The 12,534-nt window shown below is 54.2% G+C and carries 10 protein-coding genes; 6 read left to right on the forward strand and 4 right to left on the reverse strand.

Translation table 11 applies throughout. The features are described from left to right. The 4 genes from dnaA to gyrB are packed head-to-tail and all read left to right on the forward strand — an operon-like array spanning position 1 to position 6,074. Positions 1 to 1,398 (forward strand): chromosomal replication initiator protein DnaA, encoded by a 1,398-nt coding sequence (gene dnaA, locus LOZ86_RS00005; RefSeq protein WP_039485130.1) that lies wholly within the window; start codon positions 1 to 3, stop codon positions 1,396 to 1,398. A gap of 4 nt (positions 1,399 to 1,402) precedes the next feature. After that, positions 1,403 to 2,503 carry a DNA polymerase III subunit beta gene (gene dnaN / locus LOZ86_RS00010; protein WP_039485132.1) on the forward strand — a complete coding sequence of 367 codons (1,101 nt, stop codon included), beginning with the start codon at positions 1,403 to 1,405 and terminating at the stop codon, positions 2,501 to 2,503. 49 nt (positions 2,504 to 2,552) lie between these two features. Beyond that, complete coding sequence (recF, locus tag LOZ86_RS00015) at positions 2,553 to 3,638, forward strand: DNA replication/repair protein RecF (protein WP_039513873.1); 1,086 nt, start codon at positions 2,553 to 2,555, stop codon at positions 3,636 to 3,638. A gap of 18 nt (positions 3,639 to 3,656) precedes the next feature. After that, positions 3,657 to 6,074 carry a DNA topoisomerase (ATP-hydrolyzing) subunit B gene (gene gyrB / locus LOZ86_RS00020; RefSeq protein WP_039513870.1) on the forward strand — a complete coding sequence of 806 codons (2,418 nt, stop codon included), beginning with the start codon at positions 3,657 to 3,659 and terminating at the stop codon, positions 6,072 to 6,074. 136 nt (positions 6,075 to 6,210) lie between these two features. On the opposite strand, the gene pdxR is transcribed toward gyrB, so the two are convergent. Beyond that, positions 6,211 to 7,638 carry a MocR-like pyridoxine biosynthesis transcription factor PdxR gene (gene pdxR, locus LOZ86_RS00025; RefSeq protein ID WP_039485138.1) on the reverse strand — a complete coding sequence of 476 codons (1,428 nt, stop codon included), beginning with the start codon at positions 7,636 to 7,638 and terminating at the stop codon, positions 6,211 to 6,213. 91 nt (positions 7,639 to 7,729) lie between these two features. On the opposite strand from pdxR, the gene LOZ86_RS00030 reads away from it, so the two are divergent. Next, on the forward strand, positions 7,730 to 8,161 hold the full coding sequence (locus LOZ86_RS00030; protein WP_039485141.1) for a GNAT family N-acetyltransferase: 432 nt from the start codon (positions 7,730 to 7,732) through the stop codon (positions 8,159 to 8,161). Here LOZ86_RS00030 and LOZ86_RS00035 read toward each other — a convergent pair. Beyond that, positions 8,145 to 8,309 (reverse strand): hypothetical protein, encoded by a 165-nt coding sequence (locus LOZ86_RS00035; RefSeq protein ID WP_159105492.1) that lies wholly within the window; start codon positions 8,307 to 8,309, stop codon positions 8,145 to 8,147. The two genes, LOZ86_RS00030 and LOZ86_RS00035, sit on opposite strands and share 17 nt — an antisense overlap. A gap of 19 nt (positions 8,310 to 8,328) precedes the next feature. On the opposite strand from LOZ86_RS00035, the gene LOZ86_RS00040 reads away from it, so the two are divergent. Then, positions 8,329 to 8,760 carry a carboxymuconolactone decarboxylase family protein gene (locus tag LOZ86_RS00040; protein ID WP_039485143.1) on the forward strand — a complete coding sequence of 144 codons (432 nt, stop codon included), beginning with the start codon at positions 8,329 to 8,331 and terminating at the stop codon, positions 8,758 to 8,760. A gap of 72 nt (positions 8,761 to 8,832) precedes the next feature. Here the strand turns inward: LOZ86_RS00040 and LOZ86_RS00045 are convergent, their stop codons facing one another. Both LOZ86_RS00045 and LOZ86_RS00050 read right to left on the reverse strand, forming a co-directional pair. Next, positions 8,833 to 10,023, reverse strand: coding sequence for an MFS transporter (locus LOZ86_RS00045; protein ID WP_039485145.1), 1,191 nt, complete (start codon positions 10,021 to 10,023; stop codon positions 8,833 to 8,835). A 290-nt stretch (positions 10,024 to 10,313) separates the two neighbouring features. After that, positions 10,314 to 12,317: a methyl-accepting chemotaxis protein gene (locus LOZ86_RS00050; protein ID WP_039513880.1), complete on the reverse strand. Its 2,004-nt coding sequence runs from the start codon at positions 12,315 to 12,317 to the stop codon at positions 10,314 to 10,316. Positions 12,318 to 12,534 lie beyond the last annotated feature (217 nt).

Genomic DNA, 12,534 nt, shown 5'->3' on the forward strand with positions numbered 1-12,534 from the left:
GTGTCACTTTCGCTTTGGCAGCAGTGTCTTGCCCGTTTGCAGGATGAGTTACCTGCCACAGAATTCAGTATGTGGATACGCCCGTTGCAGGCGGAGCTGAGTGATAACACTCTGGCGCTCTACGCCCCCAATCGCTTTGTGCTGGATTGGGTCCGTGATAAATACTTAAATAATATCAATGTCCTGCTGAATGATTTCTGCGGGATGGATGCCCCTTTACTGCGTTTCGAAGTGGGGAGCAAACCGTTGGTGCAGACGGTAAGCCAGCCTGCGCAGTCGCACCACAATCCTGTCAGCGTTCCACGGCAACAGCCAGTGCGTATGGCACCAGTACGGCCAAGCTGGGATAACTCGCCTGTACAGGCAGAGCATACCTACCGTTCGAATGTGAACCCCAAGCATACGTTTGATAACTTCGTTGAGGGTAAATCGAACCAGTTAGCCCGCGCAGCGGCGCGTCAGGTGGCCGATAACCCTGGCGGCGCATATAACCCGCTGTTTCTTTATGGCGGCACTGGCTTGGGTAAAACGCACTTATTGCACGCGGTGGGGAATGGCATCATTGCCCGTAAGCCCAACGCAAAAGTGGTTTACATGCACTCCGAGCGTTTCGTGCAGGATATGGTTAAAGCATTGCAGAACAATGCGATTGAAGAATTCAAACGCTACTACCGTTCTGTTGATGCGCTGCTGATCGATGATATCCAATTCTTTGCTAATAAAGAGCGTTCGCAGGAAGAGTTCTTTCATACCTTTAATGCGTTGCTGGAAGGCAACCAGCAAATCATCCTGACGTCTGACCGCTACCCGAAAGAGATCAACGGCGTGGAAGATCGCCTGAAATCCCGCTTTGGTTGGGGTTTAACGGTCGCGATTGAACCGCCAGAGCTGGAAACCCGCGTGGCGATTCTGATGAAAAAAGCGGATGAAAACGACATTCGTCTGCCTGGTGAAGTGGCGTTCTTTATTGCCAAACGCCTGCGTTCTAACGTGCGTGAGCTGGAAGGCGCGCTGAACCGCGTTATCGCGAATGCCAATTTTACTGGCCGCTCGATCACCATTGATTTTGTGCGTGAAGCGCTGCGCGATCTGCTGGCGTTGCAGGAAAAACTGGTTACTATCGACAATATTCAAAAGACCGTGGCGGAATACTATAAAATTAAGGTAGCCGATCTGCTGTCTAAACGTCGTTCCCGCTCGGTGGCGCGTCCGCGCCAGATGGCGATGGCGTTGGCGAAAGAACTGACGAATCACAGCCTGCCGGAAATCGGCGATGCCTTTGGCGGGCGTGACCATACGACGGTGTTGCATGCCTGCCGCAAGATTGAGCAGTTGCGTGAAGAAAGCCACGACATCAAAGAAGATTTTTCCAATTTAATCAGAACTCTATCGTCATAACACTATGAAATTTATTGTTGAACGCGAACGTCTGTTAAAGCCATTACAACAGGTCAGCAGCCCGCTGGGCGGCCGACCAACTTTACCGATTCTGGGCAACCTGCTGATTCAGGTGACGGAAGGCGTGCTGTCGCTGACCGGTACCGATCTGGAAATGGAGATGGTGGCGAAGGTTGCGCTGACGCAGCCGCATGAACCGGGTGCCACGACCGTCCCTGCCCGCAAACTGTTTGATATTTGCCGGGGTCTGCCGGAAGGCGCGGAAATCACGATTATGCTGGATGGCGATCGCATGTTGGTGCGCTCTGGCCGCAGCCGTTTCTCGCTGTCCACGCTGCCCGCAGTGGATTTCCCTAATCTGGACGACTGGCAGAGCGAGGTTGAATTCTCTCTACCGCAGGCGACGATGAAGCGTTTGATCGAAGCGACGCAGTTTTCGATGGCGCATCAGGATGTCCGTTACTACCTCAACGGTATGCTGTTTGAAACCGAAGGTGAAGAGCTGCGCACGGTCGCGACCGATGGTCACCGTTTGGCGGTTTGCTCAATGCCGGTTGGCCAATCTTTACCGTCACATTCGGTGATCGTGCCGCGTAAAGGCGTGATGGAGTTGGTGCGTCTGCTGGATGGTGGTGACACCCCGCTGCAGCTGCAAATCGGCAGCAACAATATTCGTGCGCATGTCGGTGACTTCATTTTCACGTCAAAGCTGGTTGATGGTCGTTTCCCTGATTATCGCCGCGTATTGCCGAAGAACCCGGATAAAACGCTGGAAGCCAGCTGCGATTTGCTCAAGCAGGCCTTCTCCCGTGCGGCGATTTTATCGAATGAAAAATTCCGCGGTGTGCGTCTGCATCTGATTAAGAATCAGCTCAAAATTACTGCTAACAACCCAGAGCAGGAAGAGGCGGAAGAGATTCTGGATGTGCAGTACGACAGCACCGAGATGGAAATCGGCTTTAACGTTAGCTACGTACTGGATGTGCTAAACGCGCTGAAATGTGAAGGTGTGCGTTTACTGCTGACCGATTCCGTTTCCAGCGTGCAAATCGAAGATAGCGCCAGCCGGGCGGCGGCTTATGTCGTCATGCCAATGCGGTTGTAGAATTATCGGGCAAGTTTACTTGCCCTTTCATCATTAAGATAACTGCAACATGGCTCTTACTCGTCTTCTCATCAAAGATTTCCGCAATATCGAGGCGGCCGATCTGGCGCTGGTTCCCGGCTTTAATTTTTTAGTCGGTGCCAACGGCAGTGGTAAAACCAGCGTGCTGGAAGCGATTTATACGCTAGGGCACGGGCGGGCGTTTCGTAGCATTCAGGCGGGGCGCGTGATTCGTCACGATCAGCCGGAATTTGTACTACATGGTCGTATTGACGGTACGGAAACGGAGCGATCCGTTGGGTTAAGCAAAAACCGTCAGGGCGACAGCAAGGTGCGGATTGACGGCAGCGACGGCCATAAAGTCGCTGAATTGGCGCAACTGCTGCCGATACAACTGATCACCCCAGAAGGATTTACCCTGCTCAACGGCGGCCCGAAATTTCGTCGTGCTTTTCTCGACTGGGGCTGCTTCCATAATGAACCCGGCTTTTTCGCGACCTGGAGCAACATGAAGCGTTTGTTGCGCCAGCGTAATGCGGCGCTGCGTCAGGTGAGTCACTATGGGCAACTCAGAGCCTGGGATCAGGAACTGGTGCCGCTGGCGGAACGTATCAGCGAATGGCGTGCGCAATACGCTAAGGCGATTGCCAATGATATCGCCACGACCTGTACGCAATTTTTGCCTGAATTTTCTCTCAGTTTCTCTTTCCAGCGTGGCTGGGATAAAGAAAGTGAGTACGCCGAACTGCTGGAACGGCAGTTCGAACGCGACCGTATGTTAGGTTATACGGCGCTGGGGCCGCATAAAGCCGACTTCCGCATCCGCGCCAGCGGTGTGGCCGTCGAGGATATGCTGTCCCGTGGCCAGCTCAAGTTGCTGATGTGCGCGCTGAGGCTGGCTCAGGGTGAATTTCTCACCCGTCAGAACGGACTGCGCTGTCTGTATCTGATCGATGATTTTGCTTCCGAACTGGATAGTACCCGCCGCCGTTTGCTAGCCGAACGGTTAAAAGCCACCCATGCACAGGTTTTTGTCAGTGCGGTCAGCGCTGAACAGATCGAGGATATGGTTGGTGAAAAGGGCAAGATGTTCCGCGTAGAACAGGGTAAAATAACGGTTCAATCACAGGACTAAAATGAGCGAGAAACGTTGATGTCGAATTCTTATGACTCCTCAAGTATCAAGGTATTGAAAGGGCTGGATGCGGTACGTAAACGCCCAGGTATGTATATCGGCGATACGGACGACGGTACCGGCCTGCATCACATGGTATTCGAGGTTGTGGACAACGCTATCGACGAAGCACTCGCTGGCTATTGTAAAGACATTATCATCACCATCCATGCTGATAACTCGGTATCTGTGCAGGATGATGGCCGTGGTATCCCGACCGGCATTCACGAAGAAGAAGGGATCTCCGCCGCCGAAGTCATCATGACCGTGCTGCATGCGGGCGGTAAATTCGATGATAACTCGTATAAAGTCTCCGGCGGCCTGCACGGCGTAGGAGTTTCCGTGGTTAACGCCCTGTCGGAAAAACTGAAACTGGTTATTCACCGCGACGGGAAACTTCACGAACAAACCTATAAACACGGTGTGGCGCAGGCTCCGCTGGCTGTGACGGGTGAAACCAACAGAACCGGTACGACGGTACGTTTCTGGCCGAGCCATGAGACGTTCACCAACGTGGTGGAATTCGAGTATGAGATTCTGGCCAAGCGTCTGCGCGAGCTGTCGTTCCTGAACTCCGGCGTGTCTATCCGCCTGATCGACGAGCGTGAGAAAGATAAAGCCGATCATTACCATTATGAAGGCGGCATCAAGGCGTTTGTTGATTACCTGAACCGTAACAAGACGCCAATTCACCCGAACGTGTTTTATTTCTCGATGACGAAAGACGACATCGGCGTGGAAGTGGCATTGCAGTGGAATGATGGTTTCCAGGAAAATATTTACTGCTTTACCAACAACATTCCGCAGCGTGACGGTGGTACGCACTTGGCCGGTTTCCGTGCCGCGATGACCCGTACGCTGAATAACTACATGGATAAAGAAGGCTACAGCAAGAAAGCCAAAATCAGCGCCACCGGTGACGATGCGCGCGAAGGGCTGATTGCCGTGGTTTCCGTGAAAGTGCCGGATCCGAAATTCTCCTCGCAGACCAAAGACAAGCTGGTTTCTTCCGAAGTGAAAACCGCTGTTGAATCGCTGGTAAACGAAAAGCTGGTGGATTATCTGATGGAAAATCCATCGGATGCCAAAATCGTGGTCGGTAAAATTATTGATGCTGCCCGTGCCCGTGAAGCGGCGCGTAAAGCACGTGATATGACGCGTCGTAAGGGTGCGCTCGATCTGGCTGGCCTGCCGGGCAAACTGGCGGACTGTCAGGAACGTGACCCCGCGCTGTCTGAACTGTACTTGGTGGAAGGGGACTCAGCGGGCGGCTCTGCTAAGCAGGGGCGTAACCGTAAGAACCAGGCGATTCTGCCGCTGAAGGGTAAAATCCTGAACGTTGAGAAAGCCCGATTCGACAAGATGCTTTCCTCACAGGAAGTCGCGACGCTGATCACCGCGTTGGGCTGCGGCATTGGCCGTGATGAATACAACCCGGACAAACTGCGCTACCACAACATCATCATCATGACCGATGCTGACGTGGATGGTTCGCACATCCGTACTCTGCTGTTGACCTTCTTCTATCGTCAACTGCCTGAAATTGTTGAGCGTGGTCACGTGTATATTGCGCAGCCGCCGCTGTACAAAGTGAAAAAAGGCAAGCAGGAACAGTACATCAAAGATGATGAAGCGATGGACCAGTACCAGATCGCACTGGCGCTGGACGGCGCGACGCTGCACACCAATGCACAGGCTCCTGCGCTGGCGGGTGAACCGCTGGAGAAACTGGTTTCTGAACATTACGCCGTACAGAAGATGATTGGCCGTATGGAGCGTCGCTTCCCGCGTGCGTTCTTGAACCGTCTGATTTATCAACCAACATTGGCTGAAGCCGATTTGGGCGAGCGTGAAAAAGTACAGGCGTGGGCGGAATCGCTGGTTAGCGGCCTGAACGAAAACGAGATTCACGGCAGCACATACAGCTTTGTCATTCATCATGATGAAGAGCGCAGCGTATTTGAACCGGCGCTGCGCGTGCGTACGCACGGTGTGGATACCGATTATCCGCTGGGTGCAGGCTTCGTCGCGGGTAGCGAATACCGCAAATTGAATCAGCTGGGCGAAAAACTGCGCGGCCTGATTGAAGAAGATGCGTACATCGAACGTGGCGAGCGTCGCCAGCCCGTTGCCAGTTTTGAACAGGCGCTGGAGTGGCTGGTGAAAGAATCCCGCCGTGGCTTGACCGTACAGCGTTATAAAGGTCTGGGTGAAATGAACCCGGATCAGCTGTGGGAAACCACGATGGATCCGACCAGCCGCCGCATGCTGCGTGTCACAGTGAAAGACGCCATTGCTGCCGATGAGCTGTTCACAACGCTGATGGGTGATGCCGTTGAACCGCGTCGTGCGTTTATCGAAGAGAACGCCCTGAAGGCGATGAATATCGATATCTAATTCGATCTACGTTGTTATCGTTATCTGAACCAGCTCCCTGTGGAGCTGGCTTTTTTACGCCACTAAACTTACCAAGTCCGCAGTCGATCCCGCTACAGAGAAGGCGGCAGTGCTGGCTAACCGTCGGATAGCGCTTCTACTGTGACTGAATGGCAGCCATCAATCGGCAGACCAGTGTTTTCGCCATCTCCGGTTCGGTCACGTTGGCGAATCCCATCAGCAGCCCACTGTGTGATGTCCTGCGAATTTGCCACTGGCTCAGAGCCTGAATGGCAAGGCCGTTAGATTGGGCCGCCGCAGCCAGCAATTTGTCATCCTCCCGCTGAGCCAGCTTCGCGAGTACATGAATACCACCTGCCTGCGGCTGGATGTCCAGACGTGAACCTAACGCCTGCAAGAGTGCATCGACCAAATAGCCGCGTCGCGTTGCATAAAGCGAGCGCATCCTTCGTAGGTGGCGAGCAAAGTGCCCTTGATCCATGAAATCGGCCACCGTTGCCTGAGGCAGAATCGAACCAGGGCCACAAAGGTGATTTGCCGCGTCCCTAAACCGCTCGACCTGCGGTTCAGGAACAACCAGATAGGCCAGACGCAAGCCTGGGAACAGCACCTTGCTGAAGGTGCCTGTATAAAGCACGCGTCCATCGCGATCCAGGCTTTTTAGCGGTGGTAGTGGTCGGCCGTGGTAACGGAACTCACTGTCGTAGTCATCTTCAATGATCCACGCTTGGCGGTGGCTGGCCCATTCTAGCAGTTGTAACCGCCTTGGCAGGGATAGTGCTACCCCCATCGGACTTTGGTGCGTCGGTGTCACCAAGGCAAAACGTGCATCGGCAGCTCGCTGTTGGCCGATGTCTACATTCAAACCGTCTTCATCTACGGGCACAGGCTCCAGATTCATGCCCGCACGCTCCAGAAACTGGCGGGCGAAAATGTAGCCAGGATCTTCGTACCACCCAACATCACCGGGTTGTAACAATGCGCGGCATACCAGTTCCAACGCACCCCGGTAGCCGGGTGTAATGAATACCTGCTCGTGCGTGCAAGTGATGCCACGTGAGATAGCGAGATAGGTCGCAATGGATCGGCGCAGAGGTTCGTATCCCACAGGATCGGGATAATTCATGGCTACCGTATCCAGCGTGCGAAGATTGTGGCCGGACAAACGTGTCCAAACCTTGCGTGGAAACGCATCTAGTGCCGGCAAACCCAGTTGGAAAGGCTGGGGGGAATCGACCGCCAGCGCTTTCGGCTGAGAATGCGCCTTGGCGGCAGGTTGGGACACCGTGACAGGCAGTGACTCGCCAAGACTGTCCAGATGGGGCGAAACGATCGTGCCTGCCGGGCCACGAGCCAGAAAATAGCCCTCACTGATGAGAATCTGGTAAGCCATTTCGACCGTACCCCGTGCCAGATTCAGTTCACTGGCGAGGCTGCGAACGGAAGGTACGCGATCTCCTGGATGGAGTTTTCCGGCGGCAATCGCGTCTCGGTAGCGTCGATACAACTGCAAATAGATCGGCGCATCGTGCTTTCGGATTGGTCTCAACGGCTGAATATTCATATGCCATGTCCTATTTATTTATTCATTTTTTGCACCTTTTTACTAGGTCATTATTTTCCTAAAGTACGGATTCCATGACAAGGAGATCGACATGAGCCACTTCCGATTGAGCCTTATTGACAGCGAGCAGGACTACTTGGCCTGTTTTGACAGCATGCACGAACTGCGACCTCATCTTCTCGATGCTGCCACATTCGTGGCACAGGTTCGCCGCCAAGCCCTGCAAGGCTATCGTCTGATGGCAGCTTGGCAGGGCGATCGGGTCATGGCGGTGGCGGGTTATCGCATCCAGGAAAACCTGCTGTATGGACGGTTCCTCTACGTCGACGATCTGGTCGCCGTTGCGGGAGCCCGCCGTCAGAGTCTGGGCGGCATGCTGATTGAGGCGCTGCGTGAGGAAGCTCAGCGGCAAGACTGCGCCCATCTGGTTCTCGATACCGCCTTGGGGAATGCCCTTGCGCAACGTTTCTATTTCCGCCAAGGTCTGCTGTCCAAAGGGTTGCATTTTAGCCAAGCGTTATAGGTACAACGAACGATGCATCCACTTCTTTTTCTGGAATACCGCCCTGTTCGTCATGGATATTCGCAACATGCAGCTCGTGTACTTGCAGAGCTGTCCGAAGCATTGGCCAAAACACGCCATGCGTTGATTTCGTTTCTTGTTCTTTCACTTCCTACCGGAGACCTTCCATGAGCACACTTCGCTTGCCTTACCAAACTCTCTCGCCTGAAGCCTACCAAGGGCTTACCCTCACCAAGAAAGCGCTGGACAAGAGCAGTCTTGGAAAACCGTTGATCGAACTGGTCTATTTGAGGATTTCGCAAATCAATGGCTGTGCCTTCTGCCTGGAGATGCACGCAGCGGCCTTGCGTGCTGGCGGCGTACCGGATGCTAAGCTAGACAGCCTGGCTGGCTGGCGTGTGAGCGATCATTTCAGTGAACGCGAGCGCGTGGCGTTGGCCTGGACGGAATCGCTGGTGGATGTGGCTCGTAGCCACGCACCTGATGAGGATTTCGAACCACTTAAGGCACATTTCAGCGATACGGAAGTTGCCGACCTGAGCTTTGCCATCTCGCTGATGAGCGCTTTCAATCGCTTGGCGATCGGCATGCGTCAGTAAGACGTGGGTATACGGATGGCTTTGCCGCCATCCGCCGTTTGAGCATGTGCCGTGTCTCTTCACCGCCTTTCATCAGGCCAGCGCGCGTCGTTTGGCGCTGCGCATTTCCTGTAGCAGGGTGATGAAAGACGTGATCAACATAAAGATGACGGCAGACCAGAAAATGGCGTGAGGATGGCCGTTATCCAGCAGCCAGCCGAACAGCACGGGCCCCGCTGCGCCACCCAGATTAAAGCCGGTGGAGACAATCCCAAACACCCGACCTTCCGCCCCCGGTGGGGATGCGGCACGCACCAGCATATCCCGAGAAGGGGCAATCATGCCGGAGAGGAAACCGGCAGCTGCCAGCAATGGCACAAGCACGATAGTCGGTAAGGAATACATGGCAACGATACTGACCAGCACGGCGGTTACGGCTAGCGCAGCCGTCGCCACCAGCCCGTGACGCTTGGTTTTATCCGCCAGTGAGCCGCCAGCCAATACGCCAAAGGCGCTGGCGAACAGGAACGCGGTCAGCGCTACGTTAGCTTGTGAAAGGGACAAATCGTAGCCCGTGACTAACGCTGTTACCGAGAAATTCTGGATCGAGCCCGTACTTAAATTCAGCAGCAGGAACAGAATGAGCAGCGCCAGAATCGGTAGCGTGAAAACGGGTGCGCGCGATTTGCTCGGCTGCGTACCTGTTGCCGCCGCAGGTTTCACTCGACTGGGTTCATCATGATCTGTCATAAGCAGCGGTATCGCCAGTAAGCCGAGGACGCCGGAAACGATGAATGCGCTACTGATGCCGGAAAAGGCGGCAACGGACAGCAAAATACCGGGTGCAATGGCGGTGCCCAGAAAGCCGGAAAACGTATGCACGGAGAAGGCGCGGCCCATGCGTTTCTCATTAATCCCACGCGACAGCAAGGCGTAATCCGCCGGATGATAAACCGCGTTCGCCACCCCAGCGAATCCCATCACGGCGACCAGCCAAACGTAGCTGCCTGAAAAACCGAGTGAGAGAAAACAGAGGCTCCCGAGCGTGATCCCTGCGGTTAACGTGCGTCGCGCCCCGATGCGGTCTACCATAAAACCAATCGGCGTCTGCACGCAGGCGGAGACAATGTTGAATACGCTGAGCGCAAATCCAAGTTCAACAAAGCTGATATCGCGCTGAGCTGACAGCAGCGGAATGAGCGCGGGCAGCACCATCATGTGGAAATGACTCACCAGATGCGCCGATGAGATTTGCGCCAGTAGCGGTAGTTTTATGAATTTCATGTTGTTTTTGCAGCTTACAGGTCTGTAGATTTTATTATCGTGAGAGCTGGCGCGGGAACAGGGCGTCACTCCCTGGCAAATGGATCATAAGGTTAGCATATTATTTATATCATCTATGGCGAATACTGATACTTGCCTTTTCGGCAGAATAGGGAGAGGACGGCGTGACGATCAACGCGTATTTGGGTGGATGTTTATGTGGTCAGATTCGTTCGAGGATTGCTGCCCACGCTGGGAATAACGCACGGGCCGTTTCCGGCCCGTGCGGGGGAGTTGGTGAAGAGTGGTGATTACGAGAGCTTAAATACCAGCACCGTTTGCGCGAGCTGTCTGGCTTGCTCTTCCAGTGACGCGGCTGCTGCCGTGGCTTCCTGCACCAGCGCGGCGTTCTGCTGGGTGACACCGTCCATCTCGTGAACCGCCTGCGTCACTTGGCTGATTCCGCGCGATTGTTCATCCGACGCTGAGACAATCTCGTCCATGATGTCTTTTACCGACGTGACGGCACTCAGCATTTCCTGCATGGTCTCACCGGCGTTCTGAACCAGCGTAACGCCACTATCGACGCGGCTGGCGGATTCTGTAATCAGCGCGGTGATGTCTTTTACGGCACTGGCGCTACGCTGCGCGAGGTTACGCACCTCGTTGGCAACAACGGCAAAACCGCGCCCTTGTTCGCCCGCTCTGGCGGCTTCCACCGCCGCGTTGAGTGCCAGAATATTGGTCTGGAACGCGATACCGTTGATGATGCTAGTAATGTCGGCAATTTTCTTCGAACTGTCGTCGATCTCACTCATAATGTGAACAACCTGACCGACTATCTTGTCGCCTTTCTGAGCGATCTGCGCAGCATTCTGTGCCAGCGTTGTGGCGTTATGAGCGTTATCCGCATTCTGTTTCACCGTTGCCGTAATCTGTTCCATGCTGGCAGCGGTTTCTTCCAACGCCGCCGCCTGTTGCTCGGTGCGGGAAGCCAGATCGGTGTTGCCTGCTGCAATTTCCGTCGCACCGTGGCTGACAGATTCGCTGGTGCTAATCAGCTGCTCGGCGATATCTCTCAACTGCGTCTGCATGGCGTTCATGGCGTAAAAAATACTGCTGTCGTCCTTCGGTTGCACAGGGATAGTCTGTGTTAAATCCCCTTGTGCGACGGACAGGGCGATTTGCGCGGCCTGAGCAGGTTCGCCACCGATAGGGCGCGCGACCTTGTGGTTAAAGATGATGCCCAGCACGCCGGAAACCACCACGATGCTCAGTATCATAAGCAGCAGGCCCACGTTGCGCTGCTGCACCGTTTCCGCCATCACCACATTGACGGGGGCGGACAGGCCAAGCATCCAGGGCGTACCGGTATTGCCGATTTTTACCGGCACATACACGTTAAACGCTGGCGTGTTCAGCACAGCATTATCACGTTCGATCTGATACGGTTGACCTGTGGTGACATGCTCAAGCAGCGTTGAGTCGTTTGCAATTTTCTTGGTTATCCGAGCCTTGTCGGGATGAGAAATGTAGGCACCGGTGTGGGACAGCAGTTGCGCGTAGCCCGTGCCTTCATAGGGTTTGATGTTGTTGGTGAGCTGTTGCAGTGTATCCAGAGAAAAATCCGCTGTGACGGAGCCGTAAAACTTGTTGTTGATGATGATGGGCACGGCAATGGAGGTCAGCAGAACATCGACGCCGTTGTAAGGGTAGCTATACGGTTCCAGAATCACTTCTTTCTGGAGTTTTTTCGGCAGCAGATAGTAGTCGCCGCTACCGGGCGTTTCATAATCCACCAGATTATGCAGGGCAACGTTGCCTGCGGTATCGCGGTCAACGTAGCGGACGAAGCGACCTTGCGGGTCCTGATCGGGTTGACCGACGTACTCCCGATCTTTGCCGTCAAACGCATCGGGTTCCCACGCCAGCGACATCGAAAGGAAATCAGGATGACTCTTTAGCACATTCTTCAGCAGTGTCTCAGCGGTTTTTCGGTCGGCGTTGCCTGCTTCTTGCAGACTGACAACGCTCTGCACCAGATTACGTGCCGCATGTAGCGCGACATCCAGCTTTTGCTGAATCAGGTAGCTGTTGGTATACGCCGTTTGCTCAAGATACTGCTGTGCGATGGTCTTTTGCTGCTGGCCAGATTGCCAAATCAGCAGGCCGATGGTGAGAATAAAACCGAGTGCGATAGTGGTGACGCCCGCCAGAAGCATGAGCATACGTGTGCTGAGCTTTCTTTTTAACGTGGCTGGCGAGGCATGAATGGATGGGTTGCTGTGGTTAACCGGTAACAGTGTTGTAGACATATGCATAATATCCCCTGGGATATAAGCGCCTATACCCGTCATACTTCAAGCTGCATGTGCGTTGGCTGTGCTTGCTCACCCGAATCACTTACTCAAGTAAGCTCATCGGGATTCCCTCGCTTGCCGCCTGCCTGCAACTCGAATTATTTAGGGTCTATAGGTACTTTTTTTATAAAAAGAATCAATCGATTGTCTTCCTTTCTGTTTTTGGGTCATT

It is taken from the genome of Pectobacterium parvum (assembly GCF_020971565.1).
Classification (GTDB): domain Bacteria; phylum Pseudomonadota; class Gammaproteobacteria; order Enterobacterales; family Enterobacteriaceae; genus Pectobacterium; species Pectobacterium polare.